This is a genomic window from Pseudomonas corni (genome assembly GCF_057128765.1).
The window spans coordinates 195,009-216,619 of record NZ_JBSKHW010000012.1; the positions used below are offsets into that span (position 1 = coordinate 195,009).

A 21,611-nucleotide genomic window follows, 5' to 3' on the forward strand; every position below is an offset into this window, starting at 1 on the left:
TTTGACATGAGTGAAGTTATCACCAAGCCTCTGGGCGCCGAAGGCATGATCCGGATGGAAGGCGTCCATAAATGGTACGGCCAGTTCCATGTGTTGAAAGACATCAACCTGAACGTGCGTCAGGGCGAGCGTATCGTTTTGTGCGGCCCGTCGGGTTCGGGCAAATCGACCACCATTCGCTGCCTCAACCGTCTGGAAGAGCATCAGCAGGGCAAGATCGTCGTTGACGGCACTGAGCTGACGTCGGACCTCAAGCAGATCGAAACCATCCGTCGCGAAGTCGGCATGGTGTTCCAGCACTTCAATCTGTTCCCGCACCTGACCATCCTGCAGAACTGCACGCTGGCGCCGATGTGGGTTCGGAAAATGCCGAAGAAGAAGGCCGAAGAAATCGCCATGCACTATTTGGAGCGAGTACGCATTCCGGAGCAGGCGCATAAGTTTCCGGGCCAACTCTCCGGCGGTCAGCAGCAGCGTGTAGCGATCGCCCGTGCCTTGTGCATGAAGCCGAAAATCATGTTGTTCGACGAGCCAACCTCGGCCCTCGATCCGGAAATGGTGAAAGAAGTCTTGGACACCATGGTCGGTCTGGCAGAAGAAGGCATGACCATGCTCTGCGTGACCCACGAAATGGGCTTCGCCCGCACCGTGGCCAACCGCGTGATCTTCATGGACAAAGGCGAAATCGTCGAACAGGCTGCACCGAACGACTTCTTCGACAATCCGCAAAGTGATCGCACGCGTCTGTTCTTGAGCCAGATCCTGCATTGATCGGTTAAAGCGGCAGCGTGAAGAACCCGGACCCAGGTCCGGGTTTTTTTATGCCTGTTGATCGCGCTGTCGCAGCGCGTTTACGTCCGCATACCCTGTAGGAGCGCGCTTGCCCGCGGAAACATGTCAGGCGATGACGAGAGGTCGGGTGTACCTAAGTCTTCGCGGGCAAGCGCGCTCCTACAATAGTGCGTGTGTGCCTGCGCCCCTTACAAACTGTACGCAATCGCCCCAAAACTTGTGTTCCGTGCTGTTCTCGAACAGGATGCCCTCTTTGCGCAATGCGCTGTTACACCTCCTGCCCCTACGAGAATCCCATGACGACCAAGGCGCCAACGGCGAGCGACACCCCGAATAAGCCCATCCATCCCCACGACATCGATGATTTGTTGATTGACTGCGAAGCTGACGACGATCAGGTGCAGCAGGCGCATCCGGTGTTGAAACGCCCGTGGTTGCTGTTGCTGGGGTTGGTGTTCGTGGCGCTGAATCTGCGTCCGGCGTTGTCGAGCATGGCGCCGTTGCTCAGTGAAGTGTCGAGCGGCCTGGGATTGTCGGCTGCCAAAGCGGGCCTGCTCACCACTTTGCCGGTCTTGTGCCTGGGACTGTTTGCCCCATTGGCGCCGATTCTGGCTCGACGCTTTGGCAGTGAGCGAGTGGTGTTGGGCGTGTTGCTGGTGTTGGCTAGCGGCATTGTCCTGCGCAGCCTGTTTGGCGAAGCCGGACTGTTTGCCGGCAGCATCGTGGCAGGTGCCTGCATTGGCATCATCGGGGTCTTGCTGCCGGGCATCGTCAAGCGCGATTTCGCTAAACAGGCTGGCGCCATGACCGGCGTCTATACGATGGCGTTGTGTCTTGGCGCCGCTGTCGCGGCAGGCGCTACCGTCCCATTGAGTCATGTATTGGGCGACAGTTGGCAGTTGGGACTGGGCTTCTGGATCGTGCCTGCAATCCTGGCGGCCATCTTCTGGTTTCCTCAAGCGCGACAGGGTCATGGCCTGCACCAAGCGGCTTACCGCGTGCGCGGACTTTTCCGAGATCGCCTGGCCTGGCAAGTCACCCTTTATATGGGCCTGCAGTCGTCGCTGGCCTACATCGTCTTTGGCTGGTTGCCCTCGATTCTCATCAGCCGCGGTCTCACCCCTGTTGAGGCAGGGCTGCTGCTGTCCGGCTCTATCATGATTCAGCTCATAAGCTCCTTGACGGCTCCTTGGCTGGCAACTCGTGGTAAAGACCAGCGCCTGCCAATCGTGATCGTCATGGCCCTGACCCTGACGGGTTTATTCGGCTGTCTGTACGCGCCGATCGATGGACTGTGGGGCTGGGCGATTGTGCTTGGCTTGGGGCAGGGCGGCACGTTCAGCCTGGCGCTGACGTTGATCGTGTTGCGCTCGCGCGACTCCCATGTGGCCGCCAATCTGTCGAGCATGGCTCAAGGAATCGGATACACGCTGGCCTCGATGGGGCCGTTTGCGGTTGGCATCGTCCATGACGTGACGGGCGGCTGGAGCGCAGTAGGCTGGATATTCGGCGTGATTGGCGTAGCCGCTACCATCGCCGGGTTGGGCGCAGGTCGATCGCTATTCGTGCAGGTCACCAGCGAGAAGGTTTGAGTGCTGATATTTGCGCCGCGAATGCCCGTGGTAAAGCCACGCGCAGGCGCTTATTGTGCGGCTTCTGATGGACCACCCCAAGGACGCTGCCCGCATGAGCGAAATGACCCTGAGTGATGAAAACGCCGACCTGATCGCCCGCTTCTACGAGGCGTTCAACAGGCTCGACGCTGAGGCGATGGTCGCCTGCTACAGCGATGACGTTGTGTTCAGCGATCCTGTATTCGGCGAGCTCCGTGGGCAACAGGCTGGCGATATGTGGCGGATGCTGGCCTCGCGCGCGCAAGATTTTTCGTTGGTCTTTGATCATGTTGTTGCCGACGAGCGCAGCGGTGGCGCTCATTGGGTCGCCAAATACCTGTTCACTCAGACGGGACGAATTGTCATCAACGATATCCAGGCGCGCTTCGTTTTGCGCGATGGCAAGATCTGCGAGCATCACGATCAATTTGATCTGTGGCGCTGGTCCCGTCAGGCGCTCGGGGCGAAAGGTGCGTTGCTCGGCTGGACGCCAATGGTGCAGAACGCCATTCGCACTCAAGCCCAGAAGGGCCTTAAAGCGTTTCAGGCCAGCCGCCGGATGGAATAAAAATCCAGCCTGTTTGATCGCAATAATTATTTAGGCTTTTCCCCGCCTGTGGCTGTGTAACGTCAATTCCTTATCTTTCTGCAATAAGGAAATTGCGCCATGACCATCCCACAAACTCCCCCAACCACCGAGTCGACGCCGCTCAAAACGCTGCAGCAACGCTTCAGCGATGACCCGGTGCTCAGTGTCATTCAGAAGAACTTGCCCACCGCTTTCATCACCGCGTCAGCACAGCAAAAAGACGATTATCGGGCAGCGCTGAGTGCCAGCAAATATGCCCGTCAGGCGCTCAAAAACCTGCTCAAACCGTTGAAGGGCATGTCCGAATTTGCCGAACCGCTGTTGCGCAGCGCGCTGGACACCCGTTTCGGACCGGGACTTGAGCCACGAACCGACACGTTGTTCCACCCGGTGATGCGGCCAAGCGGTGCGCCAGGCTCGTCCACTCAACTGACCTTGCTTGAAGCCGCGCTGCATAACTTCGAGCGCAAGGAGTCGATAAACGGCGGCTTTTTGCGCCTGGCCTCCATCGATAAAGGCATTGACGGCCCGCACCCGAAAAACATCCGCCCTGAGCAATTTGCCGATGTTTGCCGACACCTGAACATTGGCAACAAATACCAGGACCACCTCAAGGGTGTGCTGGAGCCTGAGTCACTGCCAGGTGATTCTCCGACCGCTGCCTTGAATAACGCCCGCGCTGTGTTCATCACCAACGATCTGGCAGACATGGAGCTTTATGCCCGAGCTGCATCGCTGCGCGCAGACATCAGTGAACAAGCGCTGGCGGCGGTGCTGGAGGTAGTAAAGCGACGCGCCAATCCGACGTTCAGCGGCCAACCGATCGAATTCGATTCCCTGTCGCTGTTTGGCGTGGAAATCCCGCGCGTTGTGTTGATCAAGCCCTTGGCGACCTGGACATTCACTCAGGTTCCATTGGTGCTCTACGTTCCGCAGGACCCGATTGCGCCGTTCAAGGAATTCGCCACGCTGAGCGAAGTGGAGGACGCGCTGCGCAGCCGCTTGATGAATCCGTCTTATCAACAATTTTTTGCCCGGCTCATCGGCGAACGGGCCAGGGCGCAATTTTTCAGTCAATTGAATCGGCACTTGTTCCCGCTGGCGCCAGTGGATGGCAGCGTGTTCACCAAGGGGCTTTGGCACAAAGCACCCGATCACCGCGCTGATCTGCGTCTGGAAACGGCTCCGATAGACACCGAGTTATTCCAGCGCATGTACCGGCAGCAAATCGATTTGATCAAGGACAATGCTCGTTTCCTGGCCGTCCCGACCGAAGACGAGGACGCTAAAAGCCGTCAGGAGCGATTGCGCGCCTGGCTCAATATCGGCATGAACATCGCCAACGGCGCGTCATTTTTTGTTCCTGTGCTGGGTCAGCTGATGATGGTGTACGCCAGCGTCGAGTTGATCAGCGAGGTTTACCACGGTCTTGAAGACCTCAGCCACGGTGATCTGGAGCAGGGCTTTGACCACCTTGTCAGTGCCGGTGCCAACATTGCTTTTATGGCAGCGTTGGCCAAGGTTGCGCACGGAGCAACGCCGCCGGAGCCGCCACCGCTTACCAGCAGTCATTTTGCGGGGCAGCTTGTGCCCATCAAGCTGGTCAACGGCCAGATGCGCTTGTGGAAACCTGACCTTGAGCCATTCCAGTCAAACATCGAACTACCAGAAGGTGCGGCTCCAGATGTCAGCGGTATCGTTGATGTGGGTGGGAAAAAGTACCTGACCGTCGATGAGCGGCAATACGAAGTGATTCATCGAACCGATCTGAATAAATGGCAGGTAAAGCATCCTTCGTCAGACGCGACCTTTTCGCCCGTTCTGGAGCACAACGGCGTGGGTGCTTTCCGGCACCCCGGTGAGCTGCCACAGCAGTGGGCGAGGGATAAGCTGTTCCGCCGTCTCGGCCATTCAGTCTCGGGGCTGTCGGAAACGTCCGCCGAGCAGCTACTAAGCGTCGTCGATGTCGATGAGTCACTCTTGCGCCAAGTGCATGTGCAAAGCGCCGTTCCGCCAGGGCAGCTGCGCGATACGGTCAAACGCTTTCAGCTGGACACGGCGCTGGACACGGCGCCGATCGAAGACGCCGACGTTCCGCGCGCTGAGCAGTTTCGGCAGCGATATGAGGCCACTGAAGTGTCCACTGACCCGCTGGTGCAGTTGATCCGCCGTGATTTCCCCGGCGTGCCGACCGCGGTGGCGGAGGATTTGGTTGTCACCCTGACGGCAGCGGAATCACAACAGATGCTCGACACCGGCCGTATTCCGTTGCGGGTGAACGAGGCAGCCGTCTGGCAGCAGCGACAAACGCGCCTGAACCGAGCACTGGAGGGTTTTTATCTGAAATCCGTGGCTACCCCGGACACCGAAACCCTCAGTCTGCGCCTGCTGAAAAAACTGCCGGGCTGGTCTGACGAAGTGCGTATTGAAGTGCGCCAGGGCACGCAACGGGGTGCTCTGCTCGATAGCATCGGCAGCATTCACGCCCCGGACTATAAAGTGTTGGTCAAATCCAGTGGCCGCTATCAAGCGTTCGATGCGCAGGGCAACGAACTCAACAGCGTGCCGACCGAGGGGAACAACCTGTGCGCATCGATACTGCATGCACTGCCGGACGGCCCTCGTGGCGCGTTGGGTTTCCCCAATGTGGCACAAGGTCCGCAGCTAAACGCAGCCTTGGCAAAACTGGCGACAGGAGATCGCACGCAGGCTTCAAGCTTGCTTGGCATTCGTGAGGCACGACTGAAATTCAATCAGCCCCAGCGCATGAAAAAGGGGCGGCTGGGTTATCCCCTCAAGGGGACGGGGAAGCTGCCGGGGTTTATCAGCGAAGACCATCTACTGGACCGCATCGGCTTGCTTGAACTGAGCAATGTCACTGCGCAGGACGTACTCACGAGCATGCGTCTTGAAGGGATGAGCAACGCCGACATCAATGCGCGCCTTGATGTGCTGCAAGATGAGCGTCAAGCATTGCGCGTCAGTCTCGATGATTGGGCGCAGGCGTCCAGTGTGGTATTGGAGCCTTCCCAGGCCCGCATGAACAGTCGAACGCGCATTGGCGAGGCCATCCTTCAACACTGGCAGGCCACCAGTTTGCCGGGTGCATCTGCCGACGTTGCGTTGCGTTTGGAGTCCGTGCGCTTGATCGATTTCCCTGCGCAGCTGCCGGAGTTTTTCTACGCGCGGGTCGAGCGCCTGCAGCTTTCCAATGTCCATGGCCATCCAGGGAATCCTGGTTCCTGGCTCGGCGGCGTGCCGTGGGGCTCGCGGGTGCTGGACGCTTTTCTTGGTCGCTTCGCGCACATCACAGCGCTGGAAATCAGCAGGCCGCTTTCGTCGGGTTTCAGCTTCTCGGAGTTTCATGACCTGCCGCGCATCGTCTCCACCCAGCTACCTGGGCTGCGAGAGCTGAGCCTGATCAACCAGGCCGTAGACATCAACACCGAGACCCTGAACCTGCTGGGTCAGATGCAACATCTGGAAAGCCTGGACCTGAGCGGGAATTTCAGCCTGGATGCTCCTGTCGTTGGCTCAGTAAACCTGAACCTGCGCAGGCTTGTGCTGGATCGTACTGGTCTGGAGCGGTGGCCAGAATGGCTGACACCGCTGCTGCCTGAGCATATCGAGGAAGTGTCGTTGGTCGACAACCAAATCCCGGACGTGCCGGATACGCTTTTGGGCGACGCGCAGTCTTTGCGTACGACACTCATCCACTTGGGTGGCAACCGGCTCTCGCGCACCGATATGATCGAAGCCGGTCTGCGTGGTGCCGGGGCGCAGCGCGCAGTCCGGGTCAATCCGGGTGTGCCCGCCGAGCTTCAATCGCGTATCGATGTGTTGATTGGTGAGCAGACAGAGCTTGAAGCCGCGCTAGCTGACTGGGCAGAGGCTTCGACATCCCGAGCGCCGTTGAGCGAAGAGGCGATCAGCACGCGACGAGCGCTTGGCACATCGTTGATCGATCACTGGCGCGGCAGCGTAGCGGGGCGGGCATCGCGGCCCATCATGATCGAGTCGATGGCCTTGTCGGAGTTTCCATCTCGCTTGCCGGACACCTTCTACCGCAACATCGATGGGCTGCTGTTGCGAAATGTGCTGGCCGATGCCGAGGAGTTGCATCAGTTTTTGTCCAGATTTCCTGATTTGACGACGCTGGAAATCATGGGGCACGGCACGCCAATGGTCGCGCCGCCGCGCATTTTGAGCGCGCTGCCAAGGCTGCGAACGCTAGCCCTGATGGACCAGGGCATGCTGATCGATTACGCAGCCATGGAATACCTCAGCAGCCTGGACCACCTCAGGAATCTGGATCTGAGTGGCAATCTTCTGGGGGCCATCGACTTTTCGCCCGCGCTCGCGCGCCATTGGGAATCCCTGACACTGGATAACGTCGGTATCACCACCTGGCCCGAGTGGCTGAACTGGTTTTTGCCCGGCGGTGTCGACGCCCTGTCGCTGGCGCAGAACGACCTGACCGAGTTACCCGAAGAGATCCTTCGAAACCGGCGCAACGAATCAGCGCACACCGAGATTTCGCTGGAGGGCAATCCGCTGTCTCGCGAAACCATGACCCGCGCCCACGTGAGCGAGTACGGAAACTCCCGCTCATTCAGTTTCTACATGGAACTGCCCGATGATATCCGCGCGTTGGCACCAGAGCGTGCCTGGTCGTCAACCGAGTCACTGAACGAATCGGATTCAGACCTTGAGTCAGACTCTGACGCGGGTATTCATCGCCATGGGCCGACCGGGGCTGACACCGCTGAGCCGGCGAATGTCGGTCAGTGGCTGGATGGTACTGCAGAAGAAATCATCGGTCATCAAGCGGTGTGGGACCAGATCGCCGCGGCAGGCGATGCGCCGATGCTCATGGCGTTGATCGGTCGCTTGCGCGAAACCGCCGACTACCTCAGGGCACGCGAGGCATTGGTGCAACGTGTCTGGCATGTGTTGGGGGCGGCTGCGCAAGACCCGCAGTTGCGCCATTTGCTGAATGCGATGGCCGAAGAAGCGATTGCCAGTCGTACCTGCGGCGATGGCGTGCGGCTGGAATTCAACCAGATGGAAGTCCAGGTGTTCGCGCTCGACGCTTTGCGCGATATCCCGGACGCCGAACGCGGGCCGACGTTGTATCGACTGATGCGCAGGTTCTACCGCCTGGATGAAGTGGACCGTTTGGCGCGCCTCAATGCCCGGGGCAGGGATGAGGCCGAGGTGCGCCTGGCATATCGCCTTCGGCTGGCTGAGCGACTGGATCTGCCGCTGCCGCCTGCGCGGATGCTCTACCGCACGGCTGCTGCTGTGACGGCGGATGAATTGCTGACGGTCGAGGGGCAAGTGCTGGCCAGTCAAGACGGTTCTCAGTTCTTCGCCAATGCGCTGAATCGGGATTTTTGGGCAGCATGGCTGCGCGATACGTACGCCTCGGCGTTTGCTGACCTCAAAGCCACGTTCGACAGCGAAAGAGCGCGAGTGGAGGACGAGTTTCCTGAGCTCGATGACGCGTACTTTGCGCGCATAAACACCCTCGATGCCGAGCAAAAAACCCGCGAGCAGGAATTGATGAAGCAGCTGACCTACCAGGAAGGCATGAGGTACAACGACTGATCGGTTTGCCGGTGGTTTAGGTCCTCGTACTGGAAAAATAGCCAGCCCGGTCATTGCCGGGTTGGCTTTTGTGCGTTTGCGGACGGCAGGATCGGTTCTGTTAGAATTCGCGCTCTTTTTACGTGTCGCCCGCCATGACCGATACCTCCCTCGCTGTGCCTGCTGACGACTGTGTGCCGAGCGTGCCAAAAGCCTGGTTCGTGTATCTGGTGCGCGCCGCCAACGGTGCGTTGTATTGCGGCATCAGCGATGACCCGGTACGCCGCTTTGCGGCCCATCAAAGAGGCAAGGGCGCGCGATTTTTCTACTCCAGCCCTGCCGTTGCGCTGGTCTACGTCGAGGCCTGCCGCGACAGAAGCGATGCATTGCGCCAGGAACGCCTTATCAAAAAACTCAAGAAAAGCGCCAAAGAAGCCCTGGCCGCCAGCACGCTTATCGATGGCCGTGATGGGTTGCCATCAGCCTGAGCGGCTAGGCCGTCCTGTTCTTCCCGGTTAAGCTCGGGGTTTGACCCGTCAGGCGGACCCAACATGTCAGAGCTGATCCTTCACCACTACCCGACCTCCCTGTTTGCCGAGAAAGCGCGGCTGATGCTGGGTTTCAAAGGGCTGTCATGGCGGTCGGTGACTATCCCGTCGATCATGCCCAAACCCGATCTGACAGCCCTGACCGGTGGCTATCGCAAAACCCCTGTATTGCAAGTCGGCGCCGACATCTACTGTGATACCGCGCTGATCGCTCGCCGTCTGGAACAGGAAAAATCAACGCCGACGTTTTACCCCGAAGGGCAGGAGTTCACCGTCGCCAGTTTTGCCGCGTGGGCTGATTCGGTCATGTTTCTGCACGCCGTGAGCCTGGTGTTTCAGCCCGCGTCACTGGCGGTGCGGTTCGCCAAAGTCCCACCGGAAGTGGTGAAAGCGTTCATCGCGGACCGAGCGGGCTTGTTCTCTGGAGGCAGCGCAAATCGTATCTCCCTTGAGCAGGCGCAGCATCAATGGCCGACGCTCATGAGCCGGCTGGAGACGCAACTTGAGCGTGGCGGCGAGTTCCTGTTCGGTGCCCCGTCGATCGCAGATCTCTCGGTGGCGCATACGCTGTGGTTCCTCAAGCAAACTCCTGTCACTTCGCCGCTGGTCGATGACTATCCGGCCGTGGGCGTCTGGTACAAGCGGGTCATCGGCTTGGGTCATGGCGCGTTCAGTGAGATGAGTTCAGGCGATGCCCTGGAGATCGCGCGCAACGCTACGCCGGTGGCGCTGCCTGATGAGTCCTTCAACGACCCGAACGGATTCGAGCCTGGTCAGCAGGTGGCGATTTCTGCGGTGGATTACGGCGTTGATCGGGTTGAGGGCGAGTTGATGTTTGCGGGACGAGAAGAGCTGATACTGCGCCGAGAAGACGACAGGGCAGGTTTCGTGCACGTGCACTTTCCGCGGTATGGGTTTCAGATCAAGGCGCTCTGATTGCGCCTTGTCACTTCAACGCCGCCAGAATGGCCTCTTCACTGAATCCCCTGATCAATGTGCCGTTTACATCGATCAGCGGGATGCCGCGTCCGCCCAATGCTTCATAGGCCTTGCGCCCTGCGGCATCTTTCTCGATATCAAACTCGGTGTAAGGGATGCCTTTGCTGTCCAGAAACCGTCGCGTCTGTTTGCAGTAGCCACACCAGTCTGTGGCGTACAGCACGACTTTCGCATTGGCCTGAACCTGCGCCGGCACGGCAGAAGAGGGGTTGACGAAGTTTTCGATCTTGCCCCAGTTCTGGTACACGACCACCACCAGCATGATCAGCAGAAACTTCTTCAGCGTGCGAATGAACATGCCCGGCGTTACTCCCAACCCGTCATATGAAAGCAATCAGCGCCGCTTGAGCTGATCGGTCAACTGCGTTGGCAGCCCCTTGATGATCAAGGTGCCTTTCTCTTCGTCGTATTCAATTTTGTCGCCCAATAAATGCGCTTCAAAACTGATGGACAATCCCTCTGCGCGACCGGTAAAGCGGCGGAACTGGTTGAGGGTGCGTTTATCGGCCGGGATCTCCGGCGACAGGCCGTAGTCCTTGTTGCGGATGTGATCGTAGAACGCACGCGGACGTTCTTCGTCGATCAGGCCGGACAGTTCTTCCAGGCCCATGGGTTCACCCATTTTGCTCTGGCTGCTGGCGTAATCGACCAGCGTCTTGGTTTTCTCGCGAGCGGAGTCTTCGGGCAGGTCTTCGCTTTCGACGAAGTCGCTGAAGGCCTTGAGCAGGGTGCGGGTTTCGCCGGGGCCGTCGACGCCTTCCTGGCAACCGATGAAGTCTCGGAAGTACTCGGAAACCTTCTTGCCATTCTTGCCCTTGATGAACGAGATGTACTGCTTGGACGACTTGTTGTTTTGCCACTCGGAAATATTGATCCGCGCCGCAAGGTGCAGTTGCCCCAGATCCAGATGGCGCGAAGGCGTCACGTCCAGCGATTCGTTCACGGCTACGCCTTCGCTATGGTGCAGCAGCGCGATGGCCAGGTATTCGGTCATGCCCTGTTGGTAGTGAGCAAACAGTACGTGGCCACCCACCGACAGGTTCGACTCCTCCATCAGCTTTTGCAGATGCTCGACGGCGGTGCGGCTGAAGGCTGTGAAGTCTTTACCTTCGTCCAGATATTCCTTGAGCCAGCCGCTGAAAGGGTGCGCGCCGGATTCGGCGTGGAAGAACCCCCAGGCTTTGCCCTGTTTGGCGTTATAGCTCTCGTTGAGGTCCGCCAGCATGTTCTCGATGGCCTGTGACTCGGCAAGCTCGGAGTCGCGTGCATGGAGAACTGCCGGCGTACCGTCAGGTTTCTTGTCGATCAGGTGAACGATGGCATGACGGATCGGCATGGATTTCTCGGCGGCTGAAATGAAACTGAACGGGTGAGCACCAGGCTCAGTCGAAAGTCGGCAAGTGTACCGCACCTGCCGCCAGGAACGCCCGAATCAGGCCGCAAACAGTGGTCGCGGGGGTTGTTGAGGGCTATTTGCGGCCTGGAAGGTGATAAAGCTGACCAAATGGGTAGGTAGGGGCGGATATTTGCCTAGCTCTGTGCTAGTTTTGCCCCGTCTTGCGCACTGAAGCGCGCCAAGCACGCAGTTTGTGGGCCTTTGGGCGAACCAAAGGTCGAATTCGGCATCTACATTTCGCGCCTGAACACACTCTGCAAACCATATGAATTTGATAGGGAAGGAACACCACCATGGCTCTGACTAAAGACCAATTGATCGCCGATATCGCAGAAGCTATCGACGCGCCTAAAACTACTGCGCGTAACGCTCTGGAGCAATTGGGCCAAATCGTTGCTGACCAACTGGAAAACGGGGGTGAAATCACTCTGCCAGGCATCGGCAAGCTGAAAGTCACCGAGCGTCCGGCTCGCACTGGCCGCAACCCTTCGACTGGCGCAGCCATCGAAATCGCAGCCAAGAAAGTCGTCAAGTTCGTTACAGCTAAAGGGCTGACTGACGCAGTCAACAAGTAAGCGACAACGCTTGCTGTAAGAGGCCGTGCAACGGAGTGATCCGGGCACGGTTTTTTTATGGGCGGGATTTGGCGTTCACACTATCTGTAGGAGCGAACTTGTTCGCGAGGCGATTTACCCAATGGATCGCGGGCAGCCCCTCGCCAACACGTTGGCTCCTACAGGGAGTGCGATCAGGGTTTAGTCCAGCGCTGGGCACGCCACGCCGCCTGTTGCGCCTTGTCATGAAAGGTCCAGGCAACGAATCGGCTTTGTTTCTGCCCCTGCGACATCTCCACCACCTGACTTTCAACCACGCCCGCCTTCTTCAGCGTGCTCTGGATCAACGGCAAATTCGACGCCTTTGACACCAGTGTGCTGAACCACAACACCTGTTGCTGGACTTGAGCGCTTTCGTTGATCAATTGCGTGACGAAGCGTGACTCGCCGCCCTCACACCACAATTCTGCCGCTTGGCCGCCGAAGTTCAGCACCGGCAGCTTGCGCTTGGGATCAGCCTTGCCCAGCGCTCGCCATTTGCGTTCACTGCCGCGCAATGCCTCGTCAGCTGAGGCGTGGAAGGGCGGATTGCACAGGCTGACGTCGAAACGCTCATCCTTGTTCAGCACATCCAGCAGGATCAGCTTGCGATCCTTCTGCTCACGCAGGCTGACAGCCTTGCCCAGACCGTTGGATTTGATGATCGCCGCGGCTGCAGCGACCGCAACGCTGTCGATATCGGTGCCTACGAACCCCCAGCCATACTCGCTGTGACCGATGAGCGGGTACACGCAGTTGGCGCCGGTGCCGACATCAAGGGCCGAGACCGAAGCGCCGCGAGGGATCACGCCCTCGTTGTGATCGGCCAGCAGATCCGCCAGAAAATGCAGGTAATCAGCGCGTCCCGGAATCGGCGGGCACAGATAGTCGGCCGGAATATCCCAATGGGCGATACCGTAAAAGGACTTGAGCAGCGCCCGGTTGAACACGCGGACGGCGGCTGGATTGGCGAAGTCGATGCTCTCCTTGCCATAAGGATTAAGGACGACGAACTTGCCCAGCTCCGGGCTGCTTTTGATCAGCTTGGGAAAGTCGTAGTGGCCTTGGTGACGATTGCGCGGGTGCAGGCTGGCCTTTTCGCGCGGAGCTGCGGGTTTGGCCGGTTGCGCGGGTTTGGGTTTTTTGCGTGGGGGTTTCGTGTGGCGTGGGGTGGTCATGAAGATTCGATTCTCGTGACAGGCACCGCACCCTTGTAGGAGCGCGCTTGCCCGCGATGACGTCGGATTTAACACCGCGTTTCTACCATCAGATCTGCGGTGTCAGGGCTGGCCTCATCGCGGGCAAGCGCGCTCCTACAAAAGTTGGCGTGACCTCAGCCAGCCCTTTATCAAGGCTGGCTGATCGGGTCGCTTACAAACTGGCAATCCGCGCGTGTTGCTCGGCCAGCTTGCCCAATGCCTGTTCGGCCTCGGTCAGTTTGGCGCGTTCTTTGGCGATGACTTCCGGCGGTGCCTTGTCAACGAACGATGCGTTGGACAGCTTGCCGCCCACTCGCTGGACTTCGCCTTGCAGGCGCAGGATTTCCTTATCCAGACGCGCCAACTCGGCAGCCTTGTCGATCAGGCCAGCCATCGGCACCAGCACTTCCATTTCGCCCACCAATGCGGTGGCGGACAAAGGTGCTTCGGCGCCGTCAGCCAGAATCGTGATCGATTCCAGCTTGGCGAGTTTTTTCAGCAGCGCATCGTTCTCGGTCAAACGACGGTGATCTTCTGCGCTCACGTTCTTGAGGAACAAGGTCAGCGGTTTGCCAGGGCCAATGTTCATTTCGCCACGGATGTTGCGCACACCGAGCATCAGGCCTTTGAGCCATTCGATGTCGTTCTCGGCGCCCTGGTCGATGCGTGCCTCATTAGCCACCGGCCACGGTTGCAGCATGATCGTTTTGCCCTCGGCACCGGCCAGCGGCGCGAGGCGCTGCCAGATTTCTTCGGTAATGAACGGCATGAACGGATGCGCCAGGCGCAGAGCTACTTCCAACACCCGAACAAGCGTGCGACGCGTACCGCGTTGACGTTCGATCGGCGCGTTTTCATCCCACAGCACGGGTTTGGACAGCTCAAGATACCAGTCGCAGTACTGGTTCCAGATGAACTCGTACAGCGCTTGCGCTGCGAGGTCGAAGCGGAACTGATCCAGCTGGCGCGTGACTTCGGCTTCAGTGCGTTGCAGCTGCGAGATGATCCAGCGATCAGGCAAGGTCAGCTCGAAGGCTTCGCCGTTCTGACCGCAGTCTTCGCCTTTGTCCAGCACGTAGCGCGCGGCGTTCCAGATCTTGTTGCAGAAATTGCGATAGCCCTCGACGCGGCCCATGTCGAACTTGATGTCGCGACCGGTGGACGCCAGTGAGCAGAAGGTGAAGCGCAGCGCATCCGTGCCATAACTGGCAATGCCGTCGGCGAATTCATCGCGGGTCTGCTTCTCAATCTTCTTCGCAAGCTTGGGCTGCATCATGCCCGAAGTACGCTTGGCGACCAGGTCTTCAAGCTCGATGCCGTCGATGATGTCCAGCGGGTCAAGGACGTTGCCCTTGGACTTGGACATCTTCTGGCCTTGGCCATCGCGGACCAGGCCGTGGACGTAAACGGTTTTGAAAGGCACTTGCGGCGTGCCGTCTTCGTTCTTCACCAAATGCATCGTCAGCATGATCATCCGGGCGACCCAGAAGAAAATGATGTCGAACCCGGTGACCAGCACGTCGGTGGAGTGGAAGGTTTCCAGGGCCTTGGTCTTTTCTGGCCAGCCGAGGGTGGAGAACGTCCACAAGCCCGAGCTGAACCAGGTGTCGAGCACGTCGTTGTCTTGTTGCAGCGCAACGTCCGGCCCCAGATTGTACTTGGCGCGGACTTCGGCTTCGTCGCGGCCGACGTAGACTTTGCCGGACTCGTCGTACCAGGCCGGAATGCGGTGGCCCCACCAGAGCTGACGGCTGATGCACCAGTCCTGGATGTCGCGCATCCACGAGAAGTACATGTTTTCGTACTGCTTGGGCACGAAAGCGATGCGGCCGTCTTCAACAGCTGCAATGGCAGGTTCGGCCAACGGCTTGGTGGAGACGTACCACTGATCTGTCAGCCACGGCTCGATGATGGTGCCGGAGCGGTCGCCTTTCGGGACTTTCAGGGCGTGGTCATCAACGCTGACCAACAGGCCCAGCTCATCGAACGCCGCGACGATCTGCTTGCGTGCTTCGAAGCGATCCAGCCCGGCGTATTGAGCGGGCAGGGTGCCATCTACGGTTTCATTCAACGTGCCGTCGAGGTTGAACACCTGAGCAGCCGCCAGTACATGGGCGTTCTTGTCGAAAATGTTCAGCAGCGGCAGGTTGTGGCGCTTGCCAACTTCGTAGTCGTTGAAGTCGTGGGCAGGGGTGATTTTCACGCAGCCGGTGCCAAATTCCGGGTCGCAGTAGTCGTCTGCGATGATCGGGATGCGACGGCCAACCAGTGGCAGCTCGACGAAGGTGCCGATCAGTGCCCGGTAACGCTCGTCCGAAGGGTTCACCGCGACGGCGGCATCACCGAGCATGGTTTCCGGGCGGGTGGTGGCAACGATCAGGTAATCCAGGCCGTCGGCAGTTTTCGCGCCGTCAGCCAGTGGATAACGCAGGTTCCACAGGTGGCCTTTCTCGTCGTGGTTTTCCACTTCGAGGTCGGAAATGGCGGTGTGGAGTTTGGTGTCCCAGTTGACCAGACGCTTGCCGCGGTAGATCAGGCCGTCTTCATGCAGGCGCACGAAGGCTTCTTTTACGGCCTCGGACAAGCCGTCGTCCATGGTGAAGCGCTCACGGCTCCAGTCCACGGATGAACCCAGGCGGCGGATCTGGCGGCTGATGTTGCCGCCGGACTGATCCTTCCACTCCCAGATTTTTTCGAGGAATTTGTCGCGACCCAGATCGTGACGGCTCAAGCCCTGCGCCTCGATCTGACGCTCCACCAGCATTTGCGTGGCGATACCGGCGTGGTCGGTACCCGGCTGCCACAGGGTGTTGCGACCCTGCATGCGGCGGAAGCGGATCAAGGCGTCCATGATTGCGTTGTTGAAACCGTGGCCCATGTGCAGGCTGCCGGTGACGTTCGGCGGCGGAATCATGATGGTGTACGAGTCGCCCGCGCCTTGCGGAGCGAAGTAGTTTTCGGACTCCCAGGTCTGGTACCAGGAAGTTTCGATGGCGTGCGGCTGGTAGGTCTTGTCCATGCGGGGCGGGAACCTAATTGGCATTAATTCAGGAAAGCCGGCAAGTATAGCGGCAGGGCTGGATGCAAGCCACAAGCGGCAAGGCGCAAGCTACGGGCGGTGGTAGGGGATGGCGGGGCGCAGTTGGAAGCGCGAACCTTCTGTAGGAGCGAACTTGTTCGCGAATCGGTCTGGCATCCTCCGCAGATGTATTGCCAGTCGAGGCCTCTCGCGAACAAGTTCGCTCCTACAGAGGCAGTCAGATCAGTTTTGATACTGGGCGAGGAGCCGCACCATCCGGGCATCCAGACGACGCTTGATTTCGTTTTCAATGTGCGGCGCGAAGTCGTCGATTACGTCCTGCATGATCAACTGCGCAGCGGCGCGCAATTCGTTGTCCAGGTGCAGAAGCGCGTCCGGGTTGGCCGTTGCGCTGCCCTCATGTTGAGGCTGCGCCGGTTCAGCGACCAGTGTCGGAATGTCGGCTTCATCCACCTGGTGTTCGTCGGCAGAGATCACTTTGCCATTCACTACATCGAACAGCAGGGGAATCTGGCCTTCGTCGGCAACCGTTTCGGTCAGCAACGGCGGGTGTGCGGATTCTTCGCCAAGCAGCTGGCGGATCGACTCAAGGTCGTCCAGCAGATCGGGCGGGGCTTTCAGGTGTTTTGAATTGTCCATCGTGTGCTCAAAGACGCTGCAGTCGGTGATCTTGCAGAGGATAGCCCTGTTCACGATAGAAGCGAAAACTCTCTCGTGCGGCTAATTTAATGGCCGGATCTTCCACCACGATTTCCGCCACGCGGGCGAAACGCTTGAAAAAGTCCGGGATACTCAAGTCCAGATTGACCAGCAGATCCTGATGCTGACCGGGATCATCACCCAATCCGAGGGCAACCGGCGCGTCGTGATCCTCTTCTGCATCGCCATGGGGAACGAAGGTTTCGCCCTTGAAGCGCCACAGCCGAGCGTCCAGGTCTTCGCGCTGAGCTGCATCGCTGCAGTGCAAATAAACCCGATGACCAAGACGCCAGGCTTTGTCCGTGAGTTTGCAGGCGAAATCCAGCCGCGCCATGGGATCGGCGCTGGGCAGAATGTAGAAATCCACTTGGGTCATGAAAGCTCCAGAGCGTAAAACGTGCCGGGCAGCCCGGCACGTTTCGCGACGCTTTAGGCGCCTGCGCGGTCGAGCAGGTATTGGGTCAGCAATGGAACCGGACGGCCAGTGGCGCCCTTGTCTTTGCCGCCGCTCAGCCATGCGGTGCCAGCGATGTCCAGGTGCGCCCACTCATAGGCCTTGGCGAAGCGCGAGAGGAAGCAGGCAGCAGTGATGGTGCCGCCTTTCGGGCCGCCAATGTTCGCGATGTCCGCGAACGGGCTGTCCAGTTGCTCCTGATACTCGTCGAACAACGGCAACTGCCAGGCGCGATCGTCAGCACGCTTGCCGGCGTCCAGCAGTTGATTGATCAGACCGTCGTTGTTACCCAGCAAGCCGGACGTGTGACCGCCCAGTGCAACGACACAGGCGCCGGTCAGTGTAGCGATGTCGATTACCGCCTGTGGCTTGAAGCGTTCGGCGTAAGTCAGCGCGTCGCACAGCACCAGACGGCCTTCGGCGTCGGTGTTGAGGATTTCTACCGTCTGGCCGCTCATGGTTTTCACAATGTCGCCCGGACGGGTCGCAGTGCCGCTCGGCATGTTCTCGGCGCAGGCCAGGATGCACACCAGATTGATCGGAAGTTGCAGTTCAAGCACGGCGCGCAGGGTACCGAACACGCTGGCGGCGCCGCACATGTCGAACTTCATCTCGTCCATGCCGGCTGCTGGCTTGATGCTGATGCCGCCGGTATCGAAGGTTATGCCTTTGCCGACCAGCACAAATGGCTTCTCGGCTTTCTTGCCGCCAGCGTAGTTCATCACGATCAGGCGCGGTGGCTGGGCGCTGCCTTGAGCCACGGCCAGGAACGAACCCATGCCCAGATCGGCAATTTTCTTCTCGTCGAGGACGTCGACTTTCAGATGCTTGAATTCCTTGCCCAGCGCCTTGGCTTCTTCGCCCAGATAGGTGGGGTGGCACAGGTTAGGCGGCATGTTGCCCAGATCGCGGGTAAATGCCATTCCCTTGGCGATCGCCTGGGCGTGGGTCGCGGCGCGTTCAACGTCAGCCACGTTAACCTTGTCGGTCAGCAGCGTGACTTTCTTCAGTGCGCGAGGGTCGGCTTTCTGGCTCTTGAAGCGGTCGAAAACGTATTCGCCATCGGCCAGGGTTTCAACCAGCAGGCGATTTTTGCCATACAGGTCACGATTCTTGACGCTCAGGTGGTCCAGCGCGAAGGTGGCGTCGGTGCCGCCCAAACCCTTGAGGGTCGACAACACGCCGCTGATGATTTTGCGGAATTGACGATCGGTCAGTTCGGCCTCTTTGCCAGTGCCAACCAACAGAACCCGCTCAGCTTTGAGATTTGGCAGGCTGTGCAGCAATAGGCTCTGGCCGACTTTGCCAGCCAGGTCGCCGCGCTTGAGAACGGCGCTGATCGCACCACCGCTGAGGGTATCGACATTTTTAGCGGCATCGCTGAGCGCGCGGCCTTCGCCAACGGCCACTACCAGCGTGGCGGTTTTCAAGGTTTCTGGACTGACGCTTTTAACAACCAATTCCATGTCGGGGTCCCCGAATAAACTGTGGGTTATCGCAAAATGATTGCGCAGCGTGGCATGAACGCACGTGTCTCCAATCGCCATGCCAGCGGTAAGGCCCGCAGTTTGACCCTGCGGGAGGACGGATGACAACCCCGTTAATACTCGCGTCTGACCGGTATGTGAGAAGTATCCGGCGCACGCAGTGACAGACACACCCAATCACAGGATAATGCCGCATATTTTTTTGGTCGTTCGTCTTGGCGAGCGACCTGGCTGATCCATTTCCTTGTCAGGCTGCCTGAGCGTGACAACCCTGGAGTGTCTGGTTTGATTGTCTTCCGTTACCTGTCCCGAGAAGTGCTGGTTACCCTGAGCGCTGTGAGCGCCGTGCTGCTGGTAATCATCATGAGCGGACGCTTCATCAAATACCTCGCCCAAGCGGCTTCCGGCGCACTCGATCCGGGTGTGCTGTTTCTGATCATGGGTTTCCGTCTGCCGGGCTTCCTGCAGTTGATTCTGCCGCTGGGGCTGTTCCTCGGGATTCTTCTGGCCTATGGCCGTTTGTACCTTGAAAGCGAAATGACCGTTCTTGCCGCCACCGGCATGAGCCAGCAACGTCTGCTGCTGATCACCTTGGCGCCGGCTGCTCTGGTGTCACTGTTAGTCGCCTGGCTGAGCTTCAGCCTCGCGCCTCAAGGCGCTACGCAGTTCTCCCTGCTGATCAACAAGCAGGACGCGATGACCGAATTCGACACCTTGGTGCCGGGCCGTTTCCAGGCGCTGCGCGACGGGACGCGAGTCACCTACACCGAGCAGCTATCGGATGACCGTGTGAACCTGGGCGGTGTATTCATTTCCGAAAAGCGCATGTCCTCTGATCAATCCAAGGATCGCGGGATCACCGTACTGGTTGCCGAGAAGGGCCACCAGGAAGTCAGGAACGACGGTAGCCGCTACCTGATTCTCGAAAATGGCTATCGCTACGACGGCAATCCGGGTGAGGCCAATTACCGCGCGATCAAATACGACACATACGGCGCCTTGCTGCCCAAGCCGGACATCAGCGACGAGGTCACCGACCGCGATGCGATTCCGACCAGCGAGTTGTTGTCGGGCGAGGATTCGCCGCGCAACCGGGCTGAATTGCAGTGGCGTGTCTCGCTGCCGATTCTGGTGTTCATCGTTACGCTAATGGCAGTGCCGCTGGCGCGGGTCAATCCTCGTCAGGGTCGCTTCCTCAAATTGTTGCCTGCCATTCTGTTGTACATGGCCTACCTGACCATTCTGATCGCTGCCCGTGGCGCGCTTGAACGGGGCAAGATTCCCGCCGCGCTGGGCTTGTGGTGGGTCCACCTGATCTTCCTCGCGATTGGTCTGGGATTGCTTTATTGGGAGCCTCTGCGCTTGAAAATGAAGAGTCGCCGCAGCGTGTCGGGGGTGACTCATGGTTAAGCTCGATCGGTACATCGGCAAGAGCGTCTTCGTCGCGATTCTTGCCGTGTTGGGCATCATCCTCGGGCTGGCTTCGCTGTTTGCCTTCATCGATGAAATCGCTGACATCAGCGACACCTACACCTTCTGGGATGCGGGCAGTTTCGTACTGATGACGGCTCCGCGCCGTCTTTACGACATGCTGCCGATGGCGGCGCTGATCGGTTGCCTGATCGGCCTCGGCGGTCTTGCCAGCAGCAGTGAACTGACCATCATGCGGGCCGCTGGCGTGTCCATCGGCCGCATTGTATGGGCAGTCATGAAGCCGATGCTGGTGCTGATGGTTGCAGGTTTGCTGGTGGGTGAGTATGTCGCGCCAGCCACTGAGGCTCAGGCGCAGGCAGCACGTTCGTTGGCCCAGGGCAGCGGCGATGCGCAAAGTGCGCGTCACGGTTTGTGGCACCGCCAGGGCGAGGAGTTCATCCATATCAACACCGTGCAACCGAACGGTTTGTTGTACGGCGTGACGCGCTATCACTTCGACGATCAGCGACACATGCAGACCGCCAGCTTTGCCAAACAGGCGAATTTCAACACCGATCATTGGCTACTCAAAGACGTCACGACCACGGTGTTCCACGGTGATCGCACCGAAGTTGTCAACACGCCGGAAGAACGCTGGAACGTCGCACTCAGCCCGCAGTTGTTGAGCACGGTCGTCCTGCCACCTGAGTCGCTGTCGATGACCGGGTTGTGGGGGTATGCGCATTATCTGGCCGATCAAGGGCTTAATAACGGCCGCTACTGGCTGGCGTTCTGGACCAAGATATTGCAACCGCTGGTGACTGTTGCGCTGGTGTTGATGGCCATCTCCTTCATCTTCGGGCCATTGCGTTCGGTAACGTTGGGGCAGCGGGTATTCACCGGCGTGTTGGTGGGCTTCACCTTCCGCATCGCACAGGATCTGTTGGGGCCATCGAGCCTGGTGTTCGGGTTCTCGCCACTGTTTGCCGTGCTGGTGCCAGCAGGGATATGCGCGCTGGCCGGCATCTGGCTGCTGCGGCGAGCGGGCTGACGTTCAGCCGAAATCAAAAAGCCGACCTCAGGGTCGGCTTTTTTGTGCGCGTGGAATTCGTTGCACGCCCCTTGTAGGAGCGCGCTTGCCCGCGATAGCTTTTTGCCTCTGAATACTGATGGGGCTGATCTACCGCGATCGCGGGCAAG

At 59.1% G+C, this 21,611-nt stretch carries 16 protein-coding genes; 9 read left to right on the forward strand and 7 right to left on the reverse strand.

Annotated elements, in window-relative coordinates:
• The first annotated feature begins 6 nt into the window (after window positions 1-6).
• From ACWKV9_RS19210 to ACWKV9_RS19235, 6 genes are all read left to right on the forward strand, one after another.
• Complete coding sequence (locus ACWKV9_RS19210; protein ID WP_122726492.1) at window positions 7-771, forward strand: amino acid ABC transporter ATP-binding protein; 765 nt, start codon at window positions 7-9, stop codon at window positions 769-771.
• Window positions 772-1,088: 317 nt separating this feature from the next.
• Window positions 1,089-2,384, forward strand: a complete 1,296-nt coding sequence (locus ACWKV9_RS19215; RefSeq protein WP_483837709.1) for a CynX/NimT family MFS transporter — start codon at window positions 1,089-1,091, stop codon at window positions 2,382-2,384.
• Window positions 2,385-2,487: 103 nt separating this feature from the next.
• Window positions 2,488-2,973, forward strand: coding sequence for a nuclear transport factor 2 family protein (locus ACWKV9_RS19220; RefSeq protein WP_483837740.1), 486 nt, complete (start codon window positions 2,488-2,490; stop codon window positions 2,971-2,973).
• Between the two features lie 99 nt (window positions 2,974-3,072).
• The gene (locus ACWKV9_RS19225; protein ID WP_483837710.1) at window positions 3,073-8,604 is read left to right on the forward strand and encodes an NEL-type E3 ubiquitin ligase domain-containing protein; all 5,532 of its coding nucleotides are present in this window, start codon (window positions 3,073-3,075) and stop codon (window positions 8,602-8,604) included.
• A 134-nt stretch (window positions 8,605-8,738) separates the two neighbouring features.
• The gene (locus tag ACWKV9_RS19230) at window positions 8,739-9,071 is read left to right on the forward strand and encodes a GIY-YIG nuclease family protein (RefSeq protein WP_483837711.1); all 333 of its coding nucleotides are present in this window, start codon (window positions 8,739-8,741) and stop codon (window positions 9,069-9,071) included.
• 63 nt (window positions 9,072-9,134) lie between these two features.
• Entirely contained in the window at window positions 9,135-10,067 is a 933-nt protein-coding gene (locus tag ACWKV9_RS19235; protein ID WP_483837712.1) for a glutathione S-transferase family protein, read from the forward strand.
• Between the two features lie 10 nt (window positions 10,068-10,077).
• Here the strand turns inward: ACWKV9_RS19235 and ACWKV9_RS19240 are convergent, their stop codons facing one another.
• Window positions 10,078-10,428 carry a glutaredoxin family protein gene (locus tag ACWKV9_RS19240; RefSeq protein ID WP_483837713.1) on the reverse strand — a complete coding sequence of 117 codons (351 nt, stop codon included), beginning with the start codon at window positions 10,426-10,428 and terminating at the stop codon, window positions 10,078-10,080.
• Window positions 10,429-10,464: 36 nt separating this feature from the next.
• Entirely contained in the window at window positions 10,465-11,466 is a 1,002-nt protein-coding gene (gene yejK, locus ACWKV9_RS19245; protein ID WP_483837714.1) for a nucleoid-associated protein YejK, read from the reverse strand.
• Window positions 11,467-11,819: 353 nt separating this feature from the next.
• Here yejK and ACWKV9_RS19250 point away from each other — a divergent pair, with 353 nt between their 5' ends.
• The gene (locus ACWKV9_RS19250) at window positions 11,820-12,101 is read left to right on the forward strand and encodes an HU family DNA-binding protein (RefSeq protein WP_483837715.1); all 282 of its coding nucleotides are present in this window, start codon (window positions 11,820-11,822) and stop codon (window positions 12,099-12,101) included.
• Between the two features lie 173 nt (window positions 12,102-12,274).
• Here ACWKV9_RS19250 and rlmF read toward each other — a convergent pair whose 3' ends face one another.
• The 5 genes from rlmF to ACWKV9_RS19275 form a co-directional block, all read right to left on the reverse strand.
• On the reverse strand, window positions 12,275-13,297 hold the full coding sequence (gene rlmF / locus ACWKV9_RS19255; RefSeq protein WP_483837716.1) for a 23S rRNA (adenine(1618)-N(6))-methyltransferase RlmF: 1,023 nt from the start codon (window positions 13,295-13,297) through the stop codon (window positions 12,275-12,277).
• Window positions 13,298-13,490: 193 nt separating this feature from the next.
• Complete coding sequence (locus tag ACWKV9_RS19260) at window positions 13,491-16,337, reverse strand: valine--tRNA ligase (RefSeq protein WP_483837717.1); 2,847 nt, start codon at window positions 16,335-16,337, stop codon at window positions 13,491-13,493.
• Between the two features lie 243 nt (window positions 16,338-16,580).
• Window positions 16,581-16,997, reverse strand: coding sequence for a DNA polymerase III subunit chi (locus ACWKV9_RS19265; protein WP_483837718.1), 417 nt, complete (start codon window positions 16,995-16,997; stop codon window positions 16,581-16,583).
• Window positions 16,998-17,004: 7 nt separating this feature from the next.
• Window positions 17,005-17,433 carry a DNA polymerase III subunit chi gene (locus ACWKV9_RS19270; protein ID WP_483837719.1) on the reverse strand — a complete coding sequence of 143 codons (429 nt, stop codon included), beginning with the start codon at window positions 17,431-17,433 and terminating at the stop codon, window positions 17,005-17,007.
• 53 nt (window positions 17,434-17,486) lie between these two features.
• Window positions 17,487-18,977: a leucyl aminopeptidase gene (locus ACWKV9_RS19275; RefSeq protein ID WP_483837720.1), complete on the reverse strand. Its 1,491-nt coding sequence runs from the start codon at window positions 18,975-18,977 to the stop codon at window positions 17,487-17,489.
• A gap of 306 nt (window positions 18,978-19,283) precedes the next feature.
• Here ACWKV9_RS19275 and lptF point away from each other — a divergent pair, with 306 nt between their 5' ends.
• Window positions 19,284-20,408 (forward strand): LPS export ABC transporter permease LptF, encoded by a 1,125-nt coding sequence (gene lptF, locus ACWKV9_RS19280; protein WP_483837721.1) that lies wholly within the window; start codon window positions 19,284-19,286, stop codon window positions 20,406-20,408.
• Window positions 20,401-21,462, forward strand: a complete 1,062-nt coding sequence (gene lptG / locus ACWKV9_RS19285) for an LPS export ABC transporter permease LptG (protein ID WP_483837722.1) — start codon at window positions 20,401-20,403, stop codon at window positions 21,460-21,462. Before lptF ends, lptG begins: the two co-directional genes overlap by 8 nt.
• The last annotated feature ends 149 nt before the right edge of the window (window positions 21,463-21,611 follow it).

Coding starts and splice junctions, on each gene's coding strand:
- ACWKV9_RS19210 (WP_122726492.1), top strand. CDS start 7: ATGAGTGAAGTTATCACCAAGCCTCTGGGCGCCGAAGGCATGATCCGG.
- ACWKV9_RS19215 (WP_483837709.1), top strand. CDS start 1,089: ATGACGACCAAGGCGCCAACGGCGAGCGACACCCCGAATAAGCCCATC.
- ACWKV9_RS19220 (WP_483837740.1), top strand. CDS start 2,488: ATGACCCTGAGTGATGAAAACGCCGACCTGATCGCCCGCTTCTACGAG.
- ACWKV9_RS19225 (WP_483837710.1), top strand. CDS start 3,073: ATGACCATCCCACAAACTCCCCCAACCACCGAGTCGACGCCGCTCAAA.
- ACWKV9_RS19230 (WP_483837711.1), top strand. CDS start 8,739: ATGACCGATACCTCCCTCGCTGTGCCTGCTGACGACTGTGTGCCGAGC.
- ACWKV9_RS19235 (WP_483837712.1), top strand. CDS start 9,135: ATGTCAGAGCTGATCCTTCACCACTACCCGACCTCCCTGTTTGCCGAG.
- ACWKV9_RS19240 (WP_483837713.1), bottom strand. CDS start 10,428: ATGTTCATTCGCACGCTGAAGAAGTTTCTGCTGATCATGCTGGTGGTG.
- yejK (WP_483837714.1), bottom strand. CDS start 11,466: ATGCCGATCCGTCATGCCATCGTTCACCTGATCGACAAGAAACCTGAC.
- ACWKV9_RS19250 (WP_483837715.1), top strand. CDS start 11,820: ATGGCTCTGACTAAAGACCAATTGATCGCCGATATCGCAGAAGCTATC.
- rlmF (WP_483837716.1), bottom strand. CDS start 13,297: ATGACCACCCCACGCCACACGAAACCCCCACGCAAAAAACCCAAACCC.
- ACWKV9_RS19260 (WP_483837717.1), bottom strand. CDS start 16,337: ATGGACAAGACCTACCAGCCGCACGCCATCGAAACTTCCTGGTACCAG.
- ACWKV9_RS19265 (WP_483837718.1), bottom strand. CDS start 16,997: ATGGACAATTCAAAACACCTGAAAGCCCCGCCCGATCTGCTGGACGAC.
- ACWKV9_RS19270 (WP_483837719.1), bottom strand. CDS start 17,433: ATGACCCAAGTGGATTTCTACATTCTGCCCAGCGCCGATCCCATGGCG.
- ACWKV9_RS19275 (WP_483837720.1), bottom strand. CDS start 18,977: ATGGAATTGGTTGTTAAAAGCGTCAGTCCAGAAACCTTGAAAACCGCC.
- lptG (WP_483837722.1), top strand. CDS start 20,401: ATGGTTAAGCTCGATCGGTACATCGGCAAGAGCGTCTTCGTCGCGATT.